17 protein-coding genes are annotated in these 24,929 nt (G+C 48.7%); 13 read left to right on the top strand and 4 right to left on the bottom strand.

The window, feature by feature from the left end; all coding sequences use genetic code 11:
- Positions 1 to 2: 2 nt before the first annotated feature.
- The 7 genes from WC764_04145 (at position 3) to WC764_04115 (ending at position 5,718) form a co-directional block, all read left to right on the top strand.
- On the top strand, positions 3 to 398 hold the full coding sequence (locus tag WC764_04145; protein ID MFA6006884.1) for a cupin domain-containing protein: 396 nt from the start codon (positions 3 to 5) through the stop codon (positions 396 to 398).
- Between the two features lie 24 nt (positions 399 to 422).
- Positions 423 to 1,181, top strand: coding sequence for a Bro-N domain-containing protein (locus WC764_04140; GenBank protein MFA6006883.1), 759 nt, complete (start codon positions 423 to 425; stop codon positions 1,179 to 1,181).
- 96 nt (positions 1,182 to 1,277) lie between these two features.
- On the top strand, positions 1,278 to 1,763 hold the full coding sequence (locus WC764_04135; protein ID MFA6006882.1) for a hypothetical protein: 486 nt from the start codon (positions 1,278 to 1,280) through the stop codon (positions 1,761 to 1,763).
- Positions 1,764 to 1,767: 4 nt separating this feature from the next.
- Positions 1,768 to 3,144, top strand: coding sequence for a PDZ domain-containing protein (locus WC764_04130; GenBank protein ID MFA6006881.1), 1,377 nt, complete (start codon positions 1,768 to 1,770; stop codon positions 3,142 to 3,144).
- On the top strand, positions 3,134 to 4,594 hold the full coding sequence (locus WC764_04125) for a peptidoglycan-binding domain-containing protein (GenBank protein ID MFA6006880.1): 1,461 nt from the start codon (positions 3,134 to 3,136) through the stop codon (positions 4,592 to 4,594). The genes WC764_04130 and WC764_04125 overlap by 11 nt, the downstream gene beginning before the upstream one ends.
- A 12-nt stretch (positions 4,595 to 4,606) precedes the next feature.
- Entirely contained in the window at positions 4,607 to 4,786 is a 180-nt protein-coding gene (locus WC764_04120; GenBank protein ID MFA6006879.1) for a hypothetical protein, read from the top strand.
- Positions 4,787 to 4,797: 11 nt separating this feature from the next.
- Positions 4,798 to 5,718 carry a TerC/Alx family metal homeostasis membrane protein gene (locus WC764_04115; protein MFA6006878.1) on the top strand — a complete coding sequence of 307 codons (921 nt, stop codon included), beginning with the start codon at positions 4,798 to 4,800 and terminating at the stop codon, positions 5,716 to 5,718.
- A gap of 60 nt (positions 5,719 to 5,778) precedes the next feature.
- Here the strand turns inward: WC764_04115 and WC764_04110 are convergent, their stop codons facing one another.
- Positions 5,779 to 6,225, bottom strand: a complete 447-nt coding sequence (locus tag WC764_04110; protein ID MFA6006877.1) for a MerR family transcriptional regulator — start codon at positions 6,223 to 6,225, stop codon at positions 5,779 to 5,781.
- Positions 6,226 to 6,393: 168 nt separating this feature from the next.
- Here WC764_04110 and lysS point away from each other — a divergent pair, with 168 nt between their 5' ends.
- The 4 genes from lysS to raiA all read left to right on the top strand — a co-directional run bounded on the left by lysS (position 6,394) and on the right by raiA (position 9,843).
- Positions 6,394 to 7,857, top strand: a complete 1,464-nt coding sequence (gene lysS, locus WC764_04105) for a lysine--tRNA ligase (protein ID MFA6006876.1) — start codon at positions 6,394 to 6,396, stop codon at positions 7,855 to 7,857.
- A gap of 64 nt (positions 7,858 to 7,921) precedes the next feature.
- Entirely contained in the window at positions 7,922 to 9,121 is a 1,200-nt protein-coding gene (locus tag WC764_04100) for a hypothetical protein (GenBank protein MFA6006875.1), read from the top strand.
- Positions 9,122 to 9,135: 14 nt separating this feature from the next.
- Positions 9,136 to 9,402 carry a DUF167 domain-containing protein gene (locus WC764_04095; GenBank protein ID MFA6006874.1) on the top strand — a complete coding sequence of 89 codons (267 nt, stop codon included), beginning with the start codon at positions 9,136 to 9,138 and terminating at the stop codon, positions 9,400 to 9,402.
- 66 nt (positions 9,403 to 9,468) lie between these two features.
- On the top strand, positions 9,469 to 9,843 hold the full coding sequence (gene raiA / locus WC764_04090) for a ribosome-associated translation inhibitor RaiA (protein MFA6006873.1): 375 nt from the start codon (positions 9,469 to 9,471) through the stop codon (positions 9,841 to 9,843).
- Position 9,844: 1 nt separating this feature from the next.
- Here raiA and WC764_04085 read toward each other — a convergent pair whose 3' ends face one another.
- The 3 genes from WC764_04085 to WC764_04075 are packed head-to-tail and all read right to left on the bottom strand — an operon-like array spanning position 9,845 to position 13,022.
- The gene (locus WC764_04085) at positions 9,845 to 10,762 is read right to left on the bottom strand and encodes a methionyl-tRNA formyltransferase (GenBank protein ID MFA6006872.1); all 918 of its coding nucleotides are present in this window, start codon (positions 10,760 to 10,762) and stop codon (positions 9,845 to 9,847) included.
- Positions 10,755 to 11,327, bottom strand: a complete 573-nt coding sequence (locus WC764_04080) for a peptide deformylase (GenBank protein MFA6006871.1) — start codon at positions 11,325 to 11,327, stop codon at positions 10,755 to 10,757. Before WC764_04080 ends, WC764_04085 begins: the two co-directional genes overlap by 8 nt.
- A 12-nt stretch (positions 11,328 to 11,339) precedes the next feature.
- Entirely contained in the window at positions 11,340 to 13,022 is a 1,683-nt protein-coding gene (locus WC764_04075; protein MFA6006870.1) for a hypothetical protein, read from the bottom strand.
- A gap of 273 nt (positions 13,023 to 13,295) precedes the next feature.
- On the opposite strand from WC764_04075, the gene WC764_04070 reads away from it, so the two are divergent.
- Both WC764_04070 and WC764_04065 read left to right on the top strand, forming a co-directional pair.
- Positions 13,296 to 22,664, top strand: a complete 9,369-nt coding sequence (locus tag WC764_04070) for a glycine-rich domain-containing protein (protein ID MFA6006869.1) — start codon at positions 13,296 to 13,298, stop codon at positions 22,662 to 22,664.
- Between the two features lie 27 nt (positions 22,665 to 22,691).
- Positions 22,692 to 24,914, top strand: a complete 2,223-nt coding sequence (locus WC764_04065; GenBank protein ID MFA6006868.1) for a LamG domain-containing protein — start codon at positions 22,692 to 22,694, stop codon at positions 24,912 to 24,914.
- The last annotated feature ends 15 nt before the right edge of the window (positions 24,915 to 24,929 follow it).

Genomic DNA, 24,929 nt, shown 5'->3' with positions numbered 1-24,929 from the left:
ATATGCCATATATAACGAACATTGTCGCCGAGACGGAAAAGAATACGTATTTCAGAAAAGTGTTGTTCACCGGCGCGCGCAGCCAGCTTGTCGTGATGAACATCCCGGCCGGCGGAGAATTGGGCGAGGAGACGCATAAGAACGTCGAGCAAACCCTATTCTTTTTAAGCGGAACAGGCAAAGCGGTGTTAAACGATAAAGAAAGTCCGATTCGAGCCGGCGATGTTGTAGTGGTGACACCGGGCACGAAGCATAATTTCTTTAACACAGGCACTAGCGATCTCAAAATCTACACAGTTTATGCCCCGCCAAATCACATAGACGGAAAGATTCATGTGACCAAAGCCGACGCAGACAAAGACGTCGCAGACGAGGCCTTCGGCGAAGCGGTCAAGTAGATAACGCAGAACAATCCAATTGGAATGAAAAGGAATAAAGCAGTCGCTATTTTCGAAGGAGCACAAATACGTCGACATTGGGACGAAGATAACGAGCTTTGGTATTTTTCCGTGGTTGATGTTGTGAGAGTGTTGGCCGGGAGTACCGACCCTAGAAAGTATTGGAATAAACTGGCACAGCGATTAAAAGAAGAAGGAAGTGAAGTGGTGACAAAATGTCACCGGTTGAAAATGTTAGCAGAGGACGGAAAGCAAAGAGAAACCGACGCGGCCGACACAGAAACAATACTTAGGCTTATCCAGTCAATTCCTTCTCCTAACGCAGAGCCATTTAAGCTTTGGCTCGCACAGGTAGGGTATGAACGGCTCGAAGAGACTGCTGACCCAGAGCTTACTATTAATCGTGCGCTTAAAACATATTTACAAAAAGGATACAGCCCAGAGTGGGTGAACCAGAGACTAAAAAGTATTGAAATTCGCAAAGCATTGACCGATGAATGGGAAAAGCGCGGTGTCAAAGAAGGATTGGAATTCGCTATTTTGACTGACGAAATCTCAAAGGCTTGGACCGGCATGACCACGAGAGAATACAAAAAATTCAAAGATTTAAAGAAAGAAAATCTGCGGGACAATATGACCAATCTGGAACTGGTCTTGAATATGCTCGCAGAAACGGCAACGACAGAAATCTCCGGAAAGCGCGAACCGAAAAATTTAGACGAGAATAAGGCGGTGGCGAATGAAGGCGGTAGCATCGCCGGCAATGCGCGCAAACAAATCTAGGCTAAAATCGGCAAAAAAGTGCTAACTAATAAAAATGCGAAATTACTACAAAAAGGAGCTAGAAAATTAAAGAGAATAAGTGCTATAATGTAATATATGAAAAGTAAATACATTCTCCTTATCGCCGTGTTGGTCATATTAGGCTACGTTTTATTCGCTGACAAGAAAGTAACTCCTCCGGTTGATCTCGGCGACTTTCGCAACGTGAAGCTCGTATATACAGAAGATAACGGCTCTGTGCCACCGCCCTATTACACTAAAAATATTTTGACTTTATCTTTTCCTGCTAACGGCGGAGCAGTCGGAGAGCTGACAGTGAACGATTATAAGGGGAATGTTACAAAGAAGCAGGACGTGATAGTTACAGAAGACCAATTCAAACAAGTTGTCGGCAAGGCGATGCTTATAAGCAAGACAGAAAAAGACCTAGGCGGCTGCACGGGCGGGTCGAATCAATCGGTAGAAGTCTCAAGAAACGATAACGTTCTTCTGGATGTAGGCAATTACAACTGCGCCAACTCGTCCAGCAATAAAGGTGTGAATGACTTTTCGACAAAACTCAAACAAATAATTAAAAATTAATTTTATGAAAAATTGGAAGAGTTGGAAGAAGTGGGGGATGATTGGATTGATAATAGGATTGATTTACCCAACTCTTTTTTTCTCCGGGTATTCTGTTGATTTATTAGCAGTATTACTTTACCCGGTTGTATTTATAGTGGCGATAATTAGCCCTGATACATCAAGCTTGTTCACCATTGCATTATGGATGACACCCGTGTTTTATCTGGTACTGGGTGTTTTGTTCGGGTTACTGGTTGGAAAGGCGAAACGAAAGAAGGCAGTGGCTGCAACCTCATGGATTTCTGAAGCCAATATTGTGGACACGATAGGGGAACACGCGGCGGGTTACAATAACAACAACGAAGACCTTTTCCCCGTTGCCTTCCCGATGGAAGAAATCAATGTTCGGACTTATCGCGATACCGATGAGCCCTTGGCCGACTACAAGACCTTCGACTTCGATTATACTAACAAGACAAACCCGTTGCTCGAAAAAGAGCTCTTTCGAGATTTGGAAAAAATATTGTTGTCGCAAGGGATGACACGTGCGAAAAAGAATCCGCAGACCGTCATCAGTATGGATTTCTTTAGTGGCAAAAAAGAGCAATATACCCCACCGACGACAATCACCAGCACAGAAGTAAAGTACGACTGGAATATTGTCACGCTCGGCGATAGCTGGGGAGGGATGACTTCCGCCGTGCCTATAACAAGCTCGCGCACTACGCCGGGTTACACCACCACCACCTTTTACAGTAATATTAGGCTTAATTTTTTGAATCACGCCAAGTTGGCAAGCGGTAAAAAGCTTGAAATCCCGCCGATGATTTGGATGGGCGAAGCGGATAATGAAGGGCTTGACCCGGATATTCGCGGAATTGCGCCCGTTATGCTCGCAGAGTTAATAGGAGAGTTCCCTGAGAAGTCAGACAAGTCTCCGAAGCGTCGTGTCTGTCGTTCGCGCTATAGTGGCCTGGGGCTCGGATTTGGACCAAAAGACTGGCGTTTAATCAATCATGTCGAGCCGCATTCCGTTGCGGCAGAAAATGGTATAAACCCGGGCGATTTTATTCTGAAGATCAATGGTAAAAATGTCGGCAATTGGCCAGTCTACAATCGCTCTTATACGGGCGATCCAGCGCGTTATCGTGCAAAAGACCCATATTTCCAGGATGTCTTAGCTAACAAAAAGAATTCAGAGGTTGAGCTTGTGATTAAGTCGGCCGAAACGGGCAAGAAGATCACTGTTAAAATGAGACCGCGCAGAGAAGATCGATATATAAATGTTAATCTTACTACCGGTGCGCCGGCATCTGCGCAAGGAGATGCCGTCGCGGCACTCATCGGCGTCCCTCTCGCATTGGCGATTGTCTATTTCATCTTAAAATATGTTCTTTAAAAAATATATGAAAAAATATTTATTTTTGCTTGCCTTCGCACTGCCGTTAGTTTCATTCGCACAGACAGTTGACCCGACGGCTGATTTGCAGGTTTTGATTAAAAAACTGCAGACGCAGATACAATCGCTCCAGGCCCAGATAGCAGACCTCAAAACAGAAGTGCAAACTGTCAAAATGGAACTCAAGTTCAGCAGAGTTCTAACGCAGGGGACTACCGGCGATGATGTAAAACAGTTGCAAGAGTTTCTTAAAAATTATACCGGCGCTTACCCTGATGGCACGGTGAACGGATATTACGGTCCGCGTACAGCCGCGGCGGTTAAAAAATTCCAGGCTCAAAACGGCATCGAGTCTATCGGAATTGTGGGCCCGAAAACGCAAGAGAAATTAAACGTACTTGCCACCGCTATTCCTCCGGTATCGACAACGCCGGTAATTATTGCCCAGCCCGGCGGTCAAACGACGGCCGCGCCGGACACATCGGAAGTCCCTTATCTAGTATCGGGGGCACCGACGCCTCCCACAACTCGATCCGTAACGACCACGCCAGCCACACCATGTAAAGCTCCGACGACCGTTCAGCCTCAATTCACTTCGACTGTCATTAAAGTTCTTTCTCCAAACGGCGGGGAAGTATGGCAAATGGGCGAATTCCAGACTATAAAATATTCTGCGGAAAATGTTGCCGGCAATAAAGCCTTGCTGATTTACTTGGAAAAAGGACACGATCAGCCAACGACTAAAACAACGCCAAACAGCAGTCAATTGATAGGAGTTACCACAAATCCGGAGAGTTATACTTATAGACTTAATCAAATACTCCCCGCGGGCGATAATTATAAAATAACAATCTACGTCGAAGGTTCAGTCTCGTATTGTAATGCGATTTCTTATATTGGCGACTCCAGCGACGGGACGTTTAGCATTGTGCCGGGGCAAGTTATTAACACTCAAGTCAGAACTACACCAGCAGTAACGACAGGTGGAGGATACGGTCAAGCAGAACCAAGCGGTATAAATAATCCGGCAAATAAAACATCAACCAACTCAGTAGGTAACGGATATCTAACCACCCAAGAAAAAATGGCGAATATACAGGCGGAAATTAATAAACTACAGAATCAACTAGACACTACTACCGACGTCGTAGCACAGGCTCATTTGCCGGCACAAATCACTGCACTGAAAGGACAATTGCAAATAGTTCCCGTCTCGGCGAAAATCGATGCTTTAATGGCACAGTTGAATATTGCCACCGATGATGAAACGAAGGCTTCTCTAAGAAGTCAGATTGACGCACTAAAGGCGCAGGTGGAAGCAATACTATCCCAAACCCGATTGAAGCCGATATACGTGCCGGCGCAGACGTCACAGGTTGATACGCGGACTACTCAAGAAAAAATCCAAACTGACACCGCTGCTTTAAAAGAAAATATGATTATTAAGTAGCTAAGAAATATTATGTACGAAAATAATAAAATGAGTTGGTGGTTGTATATGGCCGGGTTGTTCGTCGTGGTAGTTACCCATGTCTATATGCTTGTTGTCGGCCTGCCCGAGACACAAGCGTCGGCGCATGCTATTGTGAATATTGTGGCCGGTTGTATGCTTGTCGCCGGCTGGCTCACGCGCAAGGCATAGCCCCTTTCCCAATGGACCCTCAAACATCGTTATCTCTCTTGTTCGGTTTTATTATTGTCTCATTTCTTGTTGCCGATCTCGGCTACTTCAACAAGCGTGCGCACAAGATAGAACCTAAGGAGGCTCTTATCCAATCGATGTTCTGGGTGGCTATCTCGCTCGCGTTCGCCTTCCTTGTTTTTATCTTCATGAGCAAGGAACTCGCGGCGGAATTCTTGGGCGCTTATGTGACGGAGAAGATGCTATCCGTAGACAATCTTTTCGTTATAATGCTTATCTTTAGCTACTTCAAGCTGGAGGAGAAGTATCATCATAAAGTGCTCTTCTGGGGGATACTTGGTGCGGTAGTCTTTCGTGCGATATTCATCGGTGCCGGCGCCTATCTCATCAGCCAGTTCCATTGGATTCTATATATATTCGGGATAGTCTTGCTCTATACCGGAGTTAAACTCTTCGCAGAAAGGAAAGAAGAGCACGCCAATCTGGAGGATGGGAGAGTTGTAAAATACGCGCGCAAATATCTGCGTTTCAGTACTAATCATCATGGCGGTAAATTCGTCGTCCGCGAGAATGGCAAACTATTTTTTACTCTGCTTGCTTTGATTGTAATACTCGTCGAGACGACCGATATTGTCTTCGCCTTCGATTCTATCCCCGCCGCGTTCGCGATATCCCAGCATCCTTTCATCGTCTTCACCTCGAACATCTTCGCCGTGATGGGTCTGCGCGCGCTATTCTTCTTGATTGAGGGCTTCTTGCATAAATTTCATCATCTCCAAAAAGGTCTCGCCTTCATCTTGATATTCATCGGTGCAAAAATGCTTCTGGATATTATCGATATTCATCTTTCGTCTCTCACTTCGCTTCTGGTCATCTGTGTTGCGCTCGGAATCTCCATGTGGCTGTCGATACTCTTCCCGAAGAAATTATGAAAACAAATCGTCCCGAGCCATTGCTGACTCGGGACGATTCCATCACTATTACCGTTCACCTCACTTTGCCGCCTTGCCACCGTAGCGGCTAGGCGGTTCCAGCGCGAACGCCTCGGGGAATTGCGTCTTGATCTCCTCGCGAAGCGTCTTCACGTCGAAGCGGATGTAGTTCTGGCTACAGACGGCGTTCATGAGGACCTCGCCGTTGAAGACGAGAATCTTCTCGCCCTCGATGAGGAAGGTGAGCTCCACCAATGGGTGAGCCACCTGAGGCAAGAGCTCCTTCAGGTTCACAATCGTCTTGCGCAGACGCTGGATGCTGAAGTCGTGGTCACGCAAGGTGCGCGCCACCTTGAGCTGGATGAGATTAGCGAAGGTATACAGGCGGTATTTCCCGCGCTTCCGGTAAGACGGGCGGATGAAGTTCGTCTTATCCCAGTACTGGATCTGGCGGTACGAGATGTTGACGAGCTTCGCCACCTCGCATGGCGTGAAGAAGGACTTCATGGAGCACTTTACCTTTCGCCCCGCTTCTGGCGGGACTGTATTGGGGTGATGGTAGGGAACTGATATTGTTCTAATTAAAACATAAAAAGTTGCATTTGGCAACATAAATTTTCGGCGCCTAATTAAACGTAGACAAGCGCCATGTTATCGGTGTAGAATAGTGTGATTATGGATAATAAAATAGAACAGACAGGAGAACGAGCCGATAGAATTAAAAAACTTGAATTGTTAAAGGCTGCCGGCGTCTCGGCTTACGTCGACCGCTTCGAGAGGACGCATACTTGCGCCGAGGCTGTTGCCGCAGGCGATGGTGCTGATGTTACGACTGCCGGTCGCGTGATGCTCCGGCGCGAGATGGGCAAGATAACATTCGCGCACATTCAGGACTTCTCCGGTCGCATTCAGGTTGTTTTAAAAGTCGGCGAAGTTGATGACGCATCGTATGATCTTTTTACCAGAGTGATTGACTCGGGCGATTTTATTGGCGTCAGCGGTACTATTTTTACGACCAAGAAAGGCGAAATTTCTATTTTAGTAAAGTCATGGACATTCCTGACTAAAGCCCTCTTGCCATTGCCCGAGAAGTGGCACGGCCTGACCGACGAAGAGACGCGTTACAGGAAGCGCTATCTTGATTTGCTCCAGAGTGATGAACTGCGTGATTTGTTCATAAAGAAGGCGAAATTCTGGGCTGTAACACGCGACTTCATGCAGAAGAAGGGATTTCTCGAGGTAGAGACGCCAACCTTGGAAGTCACGACCGGCGGTGCCGAGGCTAGGCCTTTTACGACACATCACAATGATTTCGATATAGATTTATATTTAAGAATTTCAGTGGGGGAGTTATGGCAGAAGCGCCTAATGGCCGGAAGCTTCGAGAAAATCTACGAAATCGGCCGAGTATATAGGAACGAGGGGACGAGCCCTGACCATCTGCAGGAATATACCAATCTGGAATTCTATTGGGCGTATGCGAACTATGAAGACGGAATGAATCTGGTGCAAGATTTGTATCAGACTATTGCGCGAGAAGTGTTCGGGACGACAAAGTTCGAGGCGCGCGGACACAAATTCGACCTCGCCGGCAACTGGCCGAGGATCGAGTTCCGCGACGAAGTGTTGCGCCAGACAGGTATTGATGTAGTTGCGACCGATGCAGAAAAGATCAAAGCAAAGCTTAAAGAACTCGGGGTTGAGTATGAAGGCGAGACGCAGGAACGGCTAACCGACACCCTCTGGAAGTATTGTCGCAAGAAAATTTCCGGCCCGGCTTTCCTCGTCCATTTACCCAAGCTCATCATGCCGCTCGCCAAGAGTCTGCCCGGGCATCCGGAATTTACCGAGACATTCATCCCGCTTATCGCCGGCAGTGAGGCCGGCAAGGGATATTCAGAGCTTAATGATCCACTGGACCAGCGCAAACGCTTCGAGGAACAGAACAAACTTCTTGAGGCCGGAGATGAGGAGGCGATGATGCCGGACTGGGAGTTCGTGGAGATGCTCGAGCACGGTATGCCGCCAACATGTGGCTTCGGCTTCGGCGAGCGGTTATTCTCATTCTTGGCAGACAAACCTATCCGCGAGACGCAGATGTTCCCGCTTATGAGGCCGTTATCTGAAGATAGTAAGTAATCCACTGTTTTCTTGATTTCGGGGTTCACATCTGCTTATTTAGTGCTATAGTAACGGTAACAACATGAAATCAGTTTCTAAAAGTGTCGCTCTTGGCTTATTGCTTCTGGTGTCGTTCGTGTCCGTGCAGACGGCGAATGCCACAGTGCAATCATCGAACAGCAAGCAAGAGCTTATTGTCGCGTTGCTTAAGAAAATAGTAGAGCTTCGTAAGGAGCTGGCCCAGATGATCGCGCAAAGCAGTTCAGCGCTTACGGCAAGCGTCGTCAGCGTGCCGGCCACAGAGGCTCCAGCGCTCCTCGTCGAACAATTAGAAAATCCGGCGGAACGGCTCCTTGTCGCCGCAGATCAAGGGGCAGAATTTACCAAAGTTAAGTTTACGGCCAAGGGCGCCGATGTAACAGTAAAGGCTCTTACCATCATGCAGACGGGCATGGCGAGCGAATCGGTATTCTCGTATTTAGGGATATATGAAGATGCGGCCTATGTTCTCGCACCTCATACAGATCATATTTATATTTTGAGATTAAAGAAGCCAATGCTTATTAAGCAAGACGAGTCGCAAGAAATCACGCTCTATGGTGCCATGGCGAGCGATCTCACGGGGCACGATGGGGAATTGGCGAGGCTCTCACTTACGGCAATCGATGCAGACGCACCGGTTCAGGGCAGCCTGCCAATCGCCGGCAGATTCCAGACGGTCAATGAGACGTATGTCATTGGGAGCTTGACGGGTACTATCGGCTCGTATGACCCGGCTCTGAACAAGAGTATTATCTTGAATTCAGCAGGCGTTGCTTTCTCTGGCGTGCGTTTCGATCTGAGCGGTGCGGAGCCTATTACTCTTAACTCTCTTGCTTGGCGTCAGAACGGTTCGGCCAGTGGAGATGATATACACAATGTTAAGACAGTCGTCGAATATCGCGGGCAGAAGTATGAATTCGATGCCGTCCCTCGCGATAGCGACTCACGCTTCTATGATTCCGATTTTGGTGAGGATGGTATCCGCATCGAGCGCGGCGACTCGTTTAATGCGTACGTCAAAGGCGATGTCGGCCTCGGTGTCAACCGCACAATAGACTTTAATATCAATGAGAATACCGACCTTCTTGCGACGGGCCTTAACTCGAGCGCTACTATCGCGCCCCAGAATGCCGACACCGATGATGCGGCCGCAGAGGGCCAAACTTCCACTGCTTCCTACCCGTATTACAACGGCTACGAGCACACTATCACAGGCCCATTCACAAATATCACCAAGTAGAGTATTCTACCGATATGTATATCCACGTTAAGGTTACGCCGGGCGCCAAGGCTGATCGTGTAACAAAGGTGTCTTCTGACAAGTATGAGATGTGGGTGCGCGAGAAGGCCGAGCGCAATCTCGCTAATAAGAAAGTTACAGAGCTCTTGGCAAGAACATTAGGCGTAGAGGAGAAGCTTGTGCGCCTTATCTCCGGCCACACATCACCCTCGAAGCTCTTCAGTATCTTCGATACGGCGAGCATACGTATGCGCGGCTCTGGAGGTGTTCAGAATAGTTAAAAGTTAAAAGTATAAAGTTGCCATGCCTGTCGGCAGGCAGGAAAGTTTATTAAATAACCTCACGCTATGAAGTTAAACATCAACGCGATAGAGATGCAGTTGACACCGGCGATACAGTTGTATGTCGAGAAGAAGTTTGGCTTGCTAAAGAAATTGCTCGTTAAGCAAGAGAAGCTCGACACTGTATTAGTAAAAGTCGAGATCGGCAAGACGACCAAACATCATCATTCGGGATTATTGTTTAAGGCGGAAGCGCACGTCAAGGTGGGTAAAGACAGTTATAACGCCTCGGCTACGACAGACGACCTCTATGCTTCCATAGACGCGATGAAAGATGAGCTCGAGCGCGAAATTGTTTCGAAGAAGGACCGCGCTCAAACTCTTAGAACTAGAGGGGCAAGAAAGATCAAGAAAATTTTAAAAGGTCTTAAGAAGGCGTAGCTTACAGATTCCCGTTTTTGAAGTCTTGCCACGACATCTCTTTCTTGCCGGCGGGTATTACAGTGTCGGGTATAAATTTATCTACTTCTAAGTGCGCCTTCAGAATCTTTATACGTAGAGCCGTATTTCTTATTTTTAACTCGGTCCAGGTGCCGGGTTCTGGATTCAGGGCACGGACTTTTCTTTCTGCTTTTTGCGCCAATTCTCCAGTCTCTGTGCCCAGCACGATTTCAGGTTTTATAAAACCGTCTTGCACCTCGAATTTTCGCGTAAAAGTTGCCTTAGAATTATCTTGTTTAATTGGTGTAATTTTGCCGGCGAGATAATCCGGCAGAATTTTTACAAGCAATTTACCGCCGGCATGTGCGGTTTTGTCTGCAAGTTCAAGAAAATACGGGTGCCAGTTAGCCAAATCAAATTTTTCTTGTGCAATTATATCGCCTTCATCGAGCCCCTTTACCACTTGCATTATAGTTACGCCGGTCTCTGCTTCGCCTTCAAGTATTGCTGTTTGCATTGGCGAAGCCCCGCGAAATTTTGGCAAAAGAGACACGTGTACGTTCAGAAGTCCGTGTTTCGGGATATCTATAATTTTCTGCGGAATGATTTTGCCGTAATCAACGACAATGCCGAAGTCACGGTTAGGAGTTAGGAGTTGGGAGTTGGGAGTTAGGAGTTTCTCGGGTTGTTCGATAGGGATATTATGTTCAATTGCCCAGAGTTTAACCGGTGAAGGAGTAATTATCTGCTTTCTGCCCTGCGGGGAATCAGGCACTGTAATAATTAAACTCGGTAGATAGCCGCCGGCCTTGAGCTCGTCTAAAACTATGACGGCGAAGTTAGAAGTACCAAAAAATACGAAGTTGTATTTTCCCCAACTCCCAACTCCCAACTCCCAACTTCCATTCGAATTAAGCATCTGTTTTCCTACTTTCTAATTGCTTGAGTTCCGATGCTTTGTCGATATAGAGAATGCCATCAAGATGATCGACTTCATGTTGGAAGATTTGCGCGAGCAGGCCCGATGCTCCGCGCGTAAACTTCATACCGTATTCGTCGTAGGCTTCAATCAGCGCCTTTGTACTGCGCGGGACTTTGCCATAGAGGCCGTTCACCGAGAGGCAGCCTTCATCGAGATCTTTTTTACTGGCAGAAACTTTTTTTATTTTAGGGTTGAAGTAGACGAGGCGTGGGAGTTGGGAGTTAGGAGTTTGGAGTTTGGGGGATACGGTTTTGGATTTCCCTAACTCCGATCTCCCATCTCCTAACTCCTGTTCGGCTTGAAATACTTTTGGCGATATTACGAATAATCTGATGCTCTTGCCGACCTGCGGGGCGGCCAAGGCTACCCCATCGTGGCACTTCAGGAGCGTAGCCTGCATGTCTGCAACCATGGCTTTATATAAGCCTTTTTTGATATCCGGTACAGGTACTTCTCTTGCTTTTTCGCGCAGTACCGGTGCGCCATCCAACATCACTTTCATCACCCTACTATACTACACGACACTGTTTGCGTCTATGGTGTAGGTTGAGCCCTTTGGCAACGCGCGAATTCTCGCGACGAGTTCTGCGTCCGGCCACTTCTCTTTATTTATAAAAAATATTTCTGAATTTATTTTTATGATAATACTGTATGGCGGATAGTTAAACTTTTTTCTTTCTGCAAGTTCATGTTCGCGATATGTTTTTAGCATAGCGGAGGTTAAACCTCCGCCATCAGAAATATCTTGAAAAAATTGCTGGTGTGGGTCGCTTGTTTCTACTAAAACTTTTTCATGGGCAAGGGTTGCAACCTCAAAGATAATTCGCGCGGCTTTGTCCGTACCTGACAAACTTCTGCCTGATAAAAACGAATCGATACTGGAGATTACAGAATAAGAAATTAGCTGTTCGAGATAGGGGAGCGCAAGCTCGGTGCCGACGAGCAGCGCGCCGGATGTGGCATAAAATTGTTTGATGATTTTTGCAAGTTGGGTCTTGGTCTTTGTGATGTCGCCCGACACTCGCAAGACGGTCGCCTTGGGAAATAATCGCTCCAGCTCATCAGCGACAGAGTCAACTGTCACACCCAGGGGTCTCAACTTCCAGCTATTACAGCTTGCACATGATATATCTACTTGCGTGATTTGAGAGCATTTTTGGCAGATGAATATTCGTTTACCATTCTTGCGTGCGAGCATAAGTGGCCGTTTGCAAGTCTCACACTGCACGGTTTCGCCGCAATCACCACATACGGTGATACTCGCGATACTTTTACGTGGAGCGAAGAAGAACATTCTAGAATTTTTTGCAAGTATTTTTTCCGTCAATCCCACTGCTTCTTTACTCACGAGCCAAGAATTATGCAGAGCAGTTTTTTCCTTTTTTACCACCATAACTTTTGGAAAAGTGGTCAACACCCGATGTTGGCCACTTTTTGGATTTGCGAAATATTTGAGATCAAGCACGTTATCAGCGAAAATTATTTGCTGTTTATTTTCCAGCGCATGAAATTCGTACACTTTTTTAAAATCTATTTGTGCCCGTGAATTATCATGATAGCCAGCGCCACTTTCGTTATCTAAAATTATCGTATCGACATAAGGTAGCCATACAAAGCCATATTCCGGCGATACGCAAATAATTTCAGTATCATTGAAAACTTTTTTAGCTTTTGCTAGTTCATGATTCGATGGTGAAATATATAAGACTTTCATATTCCTCTTGATTAAGTTTTTTTGAATCCAAACAAAACGATCTTGCCGGGTTCCTTCGATTGCAACCCCACCCCGGCCCCTCCCCGAAGGAGAGGGGTGATTCCTTTCAACTTTCCTGCCTGCCGGCAGGCACGGCAACTTTTTACTTTCAACTTCGTTTAGTACGTTTTTGGGGTACATCGAGCCGAGAACCTGACTCACTGAACAAGCGAAATAATCAGAAGTTTCTTTTGCTACAGAAATGACAGATGGTGCAATAAATCCCGGCTCGATCTTCAGAACCTTCTTTAGCGCGAAGTCTCCGCGCTTCACAGAATTCTTTGCCGTTCTCGCGTCGAGTACGTCCGTGACTATCCCGCGCACTTCGCGCGAGTTGATGGTGACAGTGGCAATGTCGCCGACCTTGACAGGCAGGGTAGAGAAGTAGGTAAGCTCGTCTTTGCCGATACCACGGACGATGGGGATAAGTGTGATGACCTGCATGAGGTGATTGTACCCTATTTTCGGCCAGAAAAGTACCAACCGAATAAAAATGTCAACCTGTGGATAAATACCCTTACAGAATAAGGATTAATTATCCACAACATGTCTCGGAAATGCGTACTAAACGTGGTCATATTTTAGTATAATTAATGTATGCATTCGGTGCGAAAATTTGTAGTTTACTTTGCGGTTTTAACCGTCTTTTTTATTGCAAATTTTTCGCTAGCTCACGCCTCCCTCGTCAATGAATATACGGCTCTACCTAGCCAATATATGGCAAGCATCAGCAGTACGATAGGGGACATATTCAATAGCGTTCAAACGTCGCTCATCTCCTTCTTCTCTCCGCAGGTCCAAAAGCCCTCTCCGACAGTCACAGTTACCACCCCTGTTATCAGTCAAAAAGTCACCGACATTGCCACGATATCTGATACTCTGTCAACTACAACTGTAAACAGCGATATACAAGCATTACGTGATCAAGTCAATAGTTTGGCGGGCAAGATTTCTGTCATCGGCAGTGCGCCCGCGAGAACCGTTACAACAACCAAACCAACAATCATTTACCAACAAACAAGTTCCGGTGTTACATCAAGTGACTTGGCTACCAAGCTGAACCAGCTCGACAACAAACTCACAGCCCTCATCTACGCCAACGCTTCGCATGGCGCCGCTGTCGATGCCGGCAACTATCGCGCCATCAGTCTCTCTAATCGCATCGATTCATTGAACGGCGTTACCATCACCAATGCCACCATCTCCGGCACCTTCACCGGCGGGGGCACAATCTCCGGGTATCTGCCGCTTGGTGGCGGGACACTTACGGGCACCACCACCGGCACTGGCGCCATCTTCACCGGCCTTGTCGGCATTGGCACTACTTCTCCCGAACATGCGCTCGATGTGGCGGGCGATATCAACATCACTGGTTCATTACTCCAGAATGGTGTTGCGGCAGTATTCTCCAATTGGACGGTGAACGGCTCCAACATCTACCGCAATTCCAATGTTGGCATCGGCACCAGCTCGCCATATGCACCGCTCTCTGTTATGGGCGAAGTGGTCGCCTCGTCATTCACTGCGACATCGACAACAGCTACATCGACGTTCGCGACAGGCGGCCTTAATATCGGTTCCGGCCAATTCATCGTCCAGTCATCAAGCGGTCGCATCGGCATTGGCACTTCAACACCGGCCACGAGTCTCGACATCTACGCCACCGACGCAGTCCATCTCCCAATTGGCACAACAGCCCAGAGACCGGGCATGGCGCTTGCCGGCCAGATCCGTTACAACACAACGACGCACCAGTTCGAAGGCTTCGGCGACAACAGTGTCTGGCAAGGCCTAGGCGGTGTCATCAACGCCGCCCAGACCACCTACATCACCGCCGGTGATGACGACTTCCTTCGATTCGTAACCGCCAGTGCCGAGCGGATGACCATCACCGATACTGGCCTCGTCGGCATCGGTACCACTTCGCCTTACGCGAAACTTTCTGTGAGTGGCAACACTTCCGATCTAGACCTAATCGCACCGCTCTTCTTGATATCATCCTCAACCGATATTGCTACAACAACTAACTTTGTTGTAACACGCGGCGGCAACGTAGGAATAGGGACCGAAAGTCCCACTGCAGGTTTAGACGTTTATGGTAAAGATATAAAAATATTCAGAGGATATGGAGGAACGAGTTTGCCGAGTTATTTGGCGGACGACAGAGCCACATTTTCATATAACTATGTAATAGATTATCCGTCTGCGGGTCGTTATGCGCGAGTCTTGGATATTGTCGCCGCGAAACAAGCCGAAGACAATGGTGACACCGTACCAACAGCAATTCGGTTCCTAACTACTCCGAGAGACATGTTTGCAACACCGCAAACCAGCATGGTGATAGAAGGTACTGCCGGTAACGTCGGTATCGGTACCTCAACGCCCTACGCCAAGCTCTCCGTCGACGGGATTTCTGCCGGCACGCTTATCGCGGGAGATGCGCTCACCGGCTTCTCCGGCCTATTGCTCGATCTCAAAGTCGCATCCTCCACCAAGTTCTCGGTGAATTATCTCGGTGATATCTTTACGCTGGGCAGTACCACGCTCCAGAATTTTACCGCATCAATCGGTACAACGAGCGTGCTCGCAATTACTTCCACCACCGCCACTTCCACATTCTCAACGGGCGGCTTAACAGTTGGCACATCGCAATTCGTTGTCCAGCAGAATAGCGGCAACGTCGGCATCGGGACTTCATCCCCTGTGTATCCGGTATCGGTTGCGCAGAAAACAATTGCGCTCAACTCCGGCAATGATGGCACACTTGGCGCGTGGACAACGTCATCATCTCTAGGCACGACTCGTTACCAACAGACATCAGTCGCCGCCAACGGATATGTCTACGCCATCGGTGGATACAACGGTACCAGGCTTTCATCTGTCGAATATGCCAAGATAAACAGTAATGGCACACTTGGTGCGTGGACAACAACGTCATCGCTTACCATCACAAGATATCAGCACAGTTCTATCGCCGCCAACGGATATGTCTACGCCATCGGTGGTAATGGTACAGGTGGAGTACAGGTTAATACTGTCGAATACGCAAAAATAAACAGCGACGGCACGCTCGGTGCGTGGAAAACGACGGCATCATTAAATATCACCAGATACGCGCACGCCTCCGTAGTTTCTAACGGTTATGTATATGTTATGGGCGGTCGTACCGGCATAAGCGATACCGCTACCGTCGAATATGCGAAGATAAATAGTGACGGTACGCTTGGTACATGGACGACCCTAACGGCGACACCGCTTAACGCAGCCAGAAATATTCACGCGTCAGTTGTTGTTGGAGGATATATTTATACAATTGGTGGAATAACAAGTGGAACGTCCATATCGTCGGTAGAGTCAGCGAAGATAAACAGCGACGGCACGCTGGCCGCGTGGACGACGCTCACCGCAACTCCTCTTAATACAGCCAGAGGAGCGTTATCCGCCGTGGTGGCAAACGGATATTTGTACGCGATGGGCGGTATCGGCGGCGGCAACCTTTCCTCCATCGAATATGCCAAGATATATGCAAATGGCACTCTCGGCGCGTGGACGACGCTCACCGCTACGCCATTTAGCGGTGCTAGGGAATATCACACATCTCTTGTTGTAAATGGTTATGTTTATGCCATCGCCGGAACAAATGATGGCGGTACGACCGCACTTTCATCTGTTGAATATTCATCATTGGCGCGCACAATGCTGGCTGGTACTCTTGACATGATCGGCTTCGCTTACTCAAGCAGTACTCTTGCCGAGGCCGACTCCGGCGCATCATCAATTTACTCCGGCGACATTTTCTCATCCGGCAATGTCGAAGTGGCGGGGAATACCAGACTTTGGAACAGTCTGAATGTGAACGGCTTCTTCTCGCTCAACGCTACGACCTCTCGTTCACAAAGTATCTCCATATTTTCATTACAAAACGCCACAAGTTCCGCCCCTATCTTCACATCATTCTATAACGGCCTGATCGGAATGGGCACTTCAACCCCATATGCTCGTCTCTCTATCGAACATCTATCTTCTTCAGGCACCGTCATTGGCGCTGATTCATTATCAACATTTACCGGTACGTTACTTGATCTCAAAGTCGCCTCATCCACCAAGTTCTCCGTAAATTATCTTGGCGACATCTTTACGTTGGGATCAACTACATTGCAGAACTTCACTTTCGCCAATGCTACGGGTACCAATGCGACAACCACCAACCTTGCAGTCACGGGTACAGCATCAACTTCTGCGCTCATCGTCAGCGACAATTCAACGGTTGGCGGTACGCTCTCGCTTACCGCGCTTACTTCTGGCTCTGTCCCGTATATTGGTGCTAATGGAGCAGTCAGTCAGAATAACAGCATCATGTATTTTGACTCGATAAACTCTCGCTTAGCTATTGGTTCTACGCCGGCAAATGTTCAGATCCCGACATTCTTGACGAGCGACAGCGCCCCTTCGCCGTATGTGGCAAGTGCGTCTACAGAGGTCAACTGTTCTGCGTGGCAATCTTTTGATTCAGATTCTTCGACGGCGTGGTGTGTTAATGGTACTTCAGGTTGGTTGAAAATTGATTTGGGAACCTATACAACTGTAAATCAATATAAAATCCAGGCAGACTCGTATACCACTTATTACACCTATGGGCCAAAAACTTGGACATTCGAGGGTTCAAACGACAATTCGGCATGGACTGTTTTGAATACACAAACAAATGTTCCCGCTTGGAGCTCTGGTGAAATCAGAACATATGCCCTAGGTACAGCACAGAACTATAGATATTACAAACTCAATATAAGCGCCAGCCAATCAGATTGGATCTTCATAGGCTCCCTTGTTCTCGGCAATACCGCCACCTCGCATGCCACACCGCTCGCTAAACTTCACGTCAGCACTGCTGAGGTCGGTGAAAAAGGTTTGATCGTACAAGGCATCACAAGCCAAACAGCAGATCTGCAAGAATGGCAAAATGGTTCTGGTACGGTTCTCGGCGCAGTGACCGCCGAAGGCTTGTTGGGCATTGGTACCTCATCACCATACGCCCTACTTTCTGTCGAAAAACTCTCCACCACGGGCACAGTTATCGGCACCGATGCCCTAGCCGGTTTCTCCGGTATGTTGCTAGATATGAAAGTCGCATCCTCCACCAAATTCTCTGTGAATTATCTCGGCGATATCTTTACACTGGGGTCAACTACTCTCCAGAACTTTACTTTCGCAAACGCCACGGGCACGAATGCGACAACGACAAATCTGGCGGTGACGGGCATCGCAAGCACATCCGCGCTCATAGTCTCCGGCAACGCGACATTCTCTTCTTACACATCCGGTTTTGCATCACTTACTTCTACCGGCGGATTGTATTCAACTGCCACATCCTCACTTCTCACCACTCTCAATCTTACGAAAGGCTTCTTGCTCGTCGGTAACGATGCGGGAGTAGCACAGGCCACCTCTTCCATCTACATTTCATCGACAGGCAACGTCGGCATCGGCACCACTTCGCCATATGCCAAGGTTACCATCTGGGGCACAGCCACGTCATCAGGCCGAGCTTTCGAAGTCACAGACAGTGCCTCCACCACGCTCTTCTCTATAGACAACACCGGCTCAACCACCATTGCCCAGCTCATCACCGGCTCGCAATCCTTCGAGGCCGACGCCGGTCTCATTGATTGGATCAATATGCCTCTCGCCTCGACAACGCTCGCCTCCGGTACCGAGCTCGGCTTCTCGGCTGGCATTGGTGCTACCTCCACCCTCACGGTCTACGCTCTTGCCGACGGCACCGGCAGTTCATATTCCGACCGTGTCGGCGTGGGCACAACCTCGCCATCCGCCAAGTTCGCCGTCAACGGCTTCGGCACCAATGACACCGGCAGACTCTTCGCCTTCGCCGACTTCGCGAACAACGAGAGGCTTACGCTTCTTAATAACGGTCTCCTCACCGCCACCAACATCTTGCTCACAGGTAGCACCACCCTCCAAAACTTCACCTTCGTGAATGCCACAGGCACCAACGCCACGACGACGAATCTGGCGGTGACGGGCACAGCAAGCACATCAGCTCTCGTTGTCTCCGGCGACACATCCGTTGGTGGCACATTCTCCGTCACCGGCGCAACGACATTATCCGGCACGCTCGCAGTCACCGGCCAAGCCACGTTTACTAATGCTTCGACAACTCAACTTTCCGTCAACGATCAGTCGTGGTTTGGAGGAACTGCAACAACAACTATCACGTCCGCAGGCCTCGTCGGCATCGGCGTTGTGACGCCGGCATATTCACTCGATGTTAATGCAGTAGGCTCAACGCCATCGGCTACAGACAATCAAGGAACCGTCACTACCTATACGTCAGGTGGACAGACCTACAGGGTTCATACATTTACCAATACCGGGTCTGTCACTTTTACCGTTCCAAGTAGTGGTGTAACCAGCGTTAAGGTGCTCGTGGTGGCAGGTGGTGGCGGTGGAGGCAAGAACGGCGTTACTTCGTGGGTTGATGGCGGTGGAGGAGGTGGAGGAGGAGTTGTTGGCGGCGGACCTAGTAACGGATATTCATACGCGGTGACGCCTTCTCAAAGCATAACAGTAGTAGTCGGTGCTGGCGGAGCGGGTGCTACCGGTAGCACTAATACTAACGGAGGCGATTCGCAGTTTGGTACTGTAGTGGCCACAGGAGGAGGTAAGGGAGGTTCTCAAGCGTTCACTTGGGCTGGTAGCGATGGTGGTTCTGGTGGCGGTGCTGCCAGTGCCGGCAGTCAATCAGGCGGTAACGGTACTTCGGGGCAAGGCTATAATGGTGGCGGAGCGGCACAGAATAATGGTGGCGGTGGTGGTGGCGGAGCGGGTGCTACTGGTAGTAATGGGTCAGATGCAGCCGCCGGCGTCGGCGGAATAGGCACAACTACCGCTATTAGCGATGGTGTAACCACCGTCTACTATGGTGGCGGTGGTGGTGGCTCCAGCGATCTTCAAAGCGGAGGTTCTGGAGGGCTTGGTGGCGGTGGCGCAGGAGGTACTTCTGGTGCTGGTACTGCCGGAACCACTAACTCGGGCGGTGGAGGTGGCGGTGCTACAGAAGGAGGCGCGGGTGGCGGTGGCGGTTCCGGTATTGTTATTGTCAGCTATCCAATTACCAACCCGAACGGCGTCGCCGCCAACTTTGCCGGTGGCGTTCTCATTGGTTCCTCTGGCACCAACGCCAACCTCACTACAACAGGCACAACATCAACATCTGTTTTGACCGTGAACGGCAACGCCACCACCACAAGCACAGGCCAATTCACCACTAATGGTTTTGTCGGCATCGGCACTACCTCACCATTTGCTAAACTCTCGATACAAGGCAATACGACCGACTCCTCTGCCAACATGGCCACCCCGCTCTTTGTCGTTGCGAGCTCTACCGCCAGCGCCACCAATTCATTATTTACAATCCTCCGCAGTGGCTATGTCGGCATCGGCACGACGACGCCGCTAGCTCTGCTTGATATCTATGGCTCGAGCACCGTCCCGACGCGTACCGCTACGGGACAATTATTGATACGATCGAATAATTCCCAAGCTGTAGATACCGGTGGCTCTATCGCCTTCGGTGGTTATAAAGACGATGTACCATTAATCCCCTCATCGATCAGAAATTTCGCCAGCATCGTTGGGTTTAAAGAAAACTCTACAACAAACAATCAACTTGGCTACTTAGCTTTCAGTACCAACAATAGCACCGCAATGACCGAAGCCATGCGTATCACCTCCGGCGGGCTAGTCGGTATCGGCACCACAACCCCATGGGCCAAACTCTCTGTCTCCGCCAACACAAGCGACAGCAATGTTGACGGCACCCAGCCGATATTCACGGTGGCCAGCTCAACATTAACGGCAACAACGACATCGTTCACAGTGCTCCGAAACGGCAACGTCGGTATCGGGACGACGACGCCAGCATATTTGTTAAATATCGCCAATATCGCCCCAATGTTTTATCTTTCTGATACCGATGCCGTATCTGGTTTGCATCATCGCTACATACAGAGTAGTAATGGGACAATGTTTTTTGGAAAAGGGTCAGACTCCTATTCAAATACTGACCAAGTGATGATAGATACGAATGGTAATGTCGGAATTGCAACCACAACTCCGTGGGCTAAACTTTCAATTCACGAGGGGACTCGCGGCAATCCGCAAATCGTTTTGGATAACTTGGGCGCAGGAGTAGCGGGACAGTATGCCAAAATAACCTTCAATGACGCTGGTGATAATTCACTTGATTTCCAAACCAACTACTCTGCTGGTACTGGAAACTATATCTCATTCTCACCAGCTAATGCTGAGAAGATGAGAATACAACAGAATGGCAACGTCGGCATCGGGACGACGAGTCCTTCGGCAAAACTTGAAATTCTTGATGGTGGGACAGCCGCAACACAACTGCTAAAAATAACAGGAGATGATGATAGCCCTTATGGATTGGTAATTGGCAACAACACCTTCTCCGCTGCTGCCGCTACTGGTCTGTCTATATACACGAGTAATGCTGGTAAAGCGTTCTTAGACGCAAGAGGTACAGGAGCAACCATGGGGTTAGCGGTACAAGGCTCGGAGAAGTTGTCAATAACAAACGCGGGCAACGTAGGCATCGGGACAACCACACCTAACTACAAGCTAAGCGTGAATGGAGTTATCTCTCCAGTAAGCGAGACTGCAACAGACCGCGTTAAACTTATGGAGTTTGGAAATCAGCAGGGGACAACACAAAAGCAACTACAGGTTACAATGTCCAATGCCTCAAATGTCTTTGAATTTCAAGGAATACAGCAGAACACGGGATATAATCAGAATATCGCTTTTCAGGCACAGGGGGGCAACGTCGGTATCGGGACGACGACGCCAGGGGCGAAGCTCGAAGTTTACGGAACAGGGACTGGTTCCGGTCTTTGCGTGTCAACGAGTTCCGCTACGGTAGCATGTAGTTCTGTACCGGCAGGACAGATTTATTCTCGAGGAGCTTCGACGCAAACCGTGGACCTGGCAGAGAGTTACAAAATAACGGACGAGACTATCTCGGCGGGTGACTTAGTATCGTTGGATACTTCTACCTCGACTCTTGTTGTGAGAAAGGCAAGTTCTACTATCATACCGGTAATAGGAATCATATCTACTGACCCCGGTGTTCTGCTCGGTGGTGCAAGTTCGGAGTTTACGGCGAGTACTTCGCGTCCCGTGGCTCTCTCTGGTCGCGTGCCGACTAAAGTTAACCTTGAAGGAGGGGATATTGCGGTTGGTGACTACATCACGCTTTCATCGGCGGCAGGTATCGGTATGAAGGCGACGACCTCCGGCCAGACTGTTGGTATCGCCCTTGAGCCTTGGAGCGGCACTCTACCCGACGGCTCTTATTCACAGACAGGCAGTATTACTGTCTTCGTCAATCTTGGTTATCAGAATATTTCTTCGGGTATTGCAGACGGCGCCGTGAGTTCAGACTGGGTAGTAGATCAAAGTACGGGTTATATGAAGCTCGCAACAGCGCGCGTACTCGACCTGCAAGGGCAAGCAATAGTCAATATAAAGAGTCTGGCTTCTGCCTCGGGCAACTGGAGCTTGGACGAGAACGGCAGATTGGTGGTACAAGACTTAAACGTGTTAAAGAGTATGAAGGTTGGCTCGTCAGTAAACCCGATAGGTGTCACATTATATGACGACACGACAGGCAATCCGTATTGTTTGAAGGTGTCAAGTGGCCTCGTCGCCAGCGTAGCAGGGGAGTGCGTGGCAGGAACTGCCCCAGCCGGGGCGCCTGCTGGTACTTCGACCCCGCCAGCAGACACAGAGGCTCCGGTCATCACAATGCTCGGCCTCAACCCATCTACAATAAACATGGGCTCGAGTTACAGCGACATGGGCGCAACAGTTACAGACAACGTAGATCATAATCTCGGCATAGTCACGACAGGCGATCAGATAGACACAACATTAGCCGGTACACATGAGGTTAAATATAACGCAGTAGATAATTCAGGTAATAATGCCATCGAACAGATAAGAATAGTTAACGTAATAGACCCAAATGCGACGAGTACGACGCCGTAAATAATTGTAAGTTAGAAATTGAAAATTGTGACACTCGTAAGCATTAAACTTTTAACTAGGTTCCTCGCGCTCTTGCTTTTGTTGCCTGCGCTATTTTTGGCCGGCAAGGCAGAGGCGTCTGCAGTTTCGAGCGCGCAGGCTCTGGGCGCGATGGGCACGACGAATGGCCTTGTTGGCTGGTGGACGTTTGATTCAGGATACGTAACAGGTTCGCAAGTGAGGGATAAAAGCTTATATGCAAATCATGGGACATTAACAAGCATGAGTAAAGTGCAGGGCAAGATCGGCCAAGCTCTGTCGTCTAATGCTTCATGGAGCGCAATTAGTGCATCGCAATACGTCGCCGTGCCCGATAGCGCAAGCCTGCGGCTGGGTTCTACGCTTACGATTTCGGCTTGGTTTAAAACGAGCGGGAATGCGGCAGGTGAAATGTCGATTCTCCGAAAAGATACGCTTAATAATGCTCCCAACCGCTATCTTTGGGGTCTATTGATGAATACGAATAATACAGTATCTGCGGAGTACTATAACGGTACAGACTTTTTTTCTACGAGCGCCGGTGCCTATGGAGATAATCAATGGCATCATGCGGTCGAAACAATAAACGGTACAACAATAACCTTATACATCGACGGAATTGCCCAGACCCCGACAACGATAACCGGTTCGCAAAATGCGCCGGATGGAGAATTGGATATTGCTGCAGACGGCCCATGGGGACCAGGCGGAGTTAACGCACGAGGATATAACTTTAACGGCTCTATCGACGACGTGCGCATTTATAGTCGTGCATTGTCTGCGAGCGAGATTAAAGCTCTGTACCAGCTCGGTACAAGTAAGATTACGGCAAGCCCGACGAAAGTTTCCGCGCAGAGTACCACGAATGGCCTTGTCGGCTGGTGGACTTTCGATACCCCAGATTCAGGGAGTACTTATACAATAGATAAGACTGGTAATGGTCATATGTTTACAACACAGAGCGGGACGAATTGCACGCCGCAATTTGTAACCGCGAAGATAAGTCGAGGAATATCGCTTACGCCAACAGCGACCACAAATGGGCAGAAATGTTATCTACTTGGTGCTAATAATTCTGGCATCTCTGGTAATGCGTCTATAACCTTATCGCAGTGGGTGAAATTGAGAGATACAACAACATCCGGCGCAGGTCTTTTTACGGGTGATCGTAACGGTGGTGCTGGTGCGGCTATAGGCACCTTCTTTAATTTGCGCGGAGCAGGGGCTGTTTCGGTCGAATACGCTTCCGGCAATTCTGTCGCAACAGCCGCAGGTGCATTAACGGCAAATAAATGGTATTTAGTGACCATTGTTAAATCTCCCGGCGCGGCAAATACAACCACGCAGATATATGTGAATGGTGTACTACAGGCGATATCCGGTACTCCGACCACGGTAACCCCTAATATAACAAACAGTGTTTACTATTTTGGAGTATTTGGTAACGCCGAGTCAGACGGTATTTTTTCAGGGCAAGCCGACGACATGCGTGTCTACGACCGCGCCTTGTCGGCCAATGAAGTTTACTCATTATATACACTCGGTGGCGCGAAGGTCACAGCCAGTCCAGCGCTAGTCTCGGCTCAAAGCACCACAAATGGTCTCGTCGGCTGGTGGACGTTTGATGCTGTGGACAGGACTACCGGTGTAATGTTAGACAAAAGTGGAAATGGGAAAAATGGGACAGTGACAGGGACAAGTATTATTGCAGGGAAAATTGGACAAGGGTTGTATTTCCCAAAGAATGGCGCTAATAATACTGTAAATCTGGGCAACAACTTCGGGCCAACCAATGCGAATAGTTGGACATATTCCGCTTGGTTCAATAGAGGGCAAGTCCCTGGCGCCACCGCTTATTTTATTCTGGGAAAATACTCTGCTGGTAGTGCAGTATTGATGGGGGATAGTGGCGGTACTCAAATGTATTGCAGTCTAAGAGTTGCAGCGACCATTGCGTCCCCGGCAGTAAGCAATGTGTATAAGGACGGTAAATGGCATCATATGGTCTGTGTAAAAACAAACTCCGCACAGTATTTATATATAGATGGTAGACTTGTGGGTAGCGATAACAAGAATCTTGGCGGAGTATATAACGATGGCGGAGTAAATATGTATATTGGTGATTATGGCGCGCCGGCTGAACCGTGGAAGGGCGGAATCGATGACGTGCGTATTTATAACCGCGAGTTGTCGGCCAATGAGATTTACTCATTATATATGTACGGGAAGTAGGGTCCAATGTCCAAA

The organism is Candidatus Paceibacterota bacterium (assembly GCA_041660505.1).
Classification (GTDB): Bacteria; Patescibacteriota; Minisyncoccia; order Phycocordibacterales; family JACRKE01; genus JBAZWG01.
Note: the sequence above shows the minus strand (reverse complement) of the source record. Positions and strands in the feature narration are given on the sequence as shown.

Excerpts from the sequence above, each read along its gene's own strand:
- WC764_04145 (MFA6006884.1), top strand. The coding sequence starts at position 3 with ATGCCATATATAACGAACATTGTCGCCGAGACGGAAAAGAATACGTAT.
- WC764_04140 (MFA6006883.1), top strand. The coding sequence starts at position 423 with ATGAAAAGGAATAAAGCAGTCGCTATTTTCGAAGGAGCACAAATACGT.
- WC764_04135 (MFA6006882.1), top strand. The coding sequence starts at position 1,278 with ATGAAAAGTAAATACATTCTCCTTATCGCCGTGTTGGTCATATTAGGC.
- WC764_04130 (MFA6006881.1), top strand. The coding sequence starts at position 1,768 with ATGAAAAATTGGAAGAGTTGGAAGAAGTGGGGGATGATTGGATTGATA.
- WC764_04125 (MFA6006880.1), top strand. The coding sequence starts at position 3,134 with ATGTTCTTTAAAAAATATATGAAAAAATATTTATTTTTGCTTGCCTTC.
- WC764_04120 (MFA6006879.1), top strand. The coding sequence starts at position 4,607 with ATGTACGAAAATAATAAAATGAGTTGGTGGTTGTATATGGCCGGGTTG.
- WC764_04115 (MFA6006878.1), top strand. The coding sequence starts at position 4,798 with ATGGACCCTCAAACATCGTTATCTCTCTTGTTCGGTTTTATTATTGTC.
- WC764_04110 (MFA6006877.1), bottom strand. The coding sequence starts at position 6,225 with ATGAAGTCCTTCTTCACGCCATGCGAGGTGGCGAAGCTCGTCAACATC.
- lysS (MFA6006876.1), top strand. The coding sequence starts at position 6,394 with ATGGATAATAAAATAGAACAGACAGGAGAACGAGCCGATAGAATTAAA.
- WC764_04100 (MFA6006875.1), top strand. The coding sequence starts at position 7,922 with ATGAAATCAGTTTCTAAAAGTGTCGCTCTTGGCTTATTGCTTCTGGTG.
- WC764_04095 (MFA6006874.1), top strand. The coding sequence starts at position 9,136 with ATGTATATCCACGTTAAGGTTACGCCGGGCGCCAAGGCTGATCGTGTA.
- raiA (MFA6006873.1), top strand. The coding sequence starts at position 9,469 with ATGAAGTTAAACATCAACGCGATAGAGATGCAGTTGACACCGGCGATA.
- WC764_04085 (MFA6006872.1), bottom strand. The coding sequence starts at position 10,762 with ATGCTTAATTCGAATGGAAGTTGGGAGTTGGGAGTTGGGAGTTGGGGA.
- WC764_04080 (MFA6006871.1), bottom strand. The coding sequence starts at position 11,327 with ATGAAAGTGATGTTGGATGGCGCACCGGTACTGCGCGAAAAAGCAAGA.
- WC764_04075 (MFA6006870.1), bottom strand. The coding sequence starts at position 13,022 with ATGCAGGTCATCACACTTATCCCCATCGTCCGTGGTATCGGCAAAGAC.
- WC764_04070 (MFA6006869.1), top strand. The coding sequence starts at position 13,296 with ATGGCAAGCATCAGCAGTACGATAGGGGACATATTCAATAGCGTTCAA.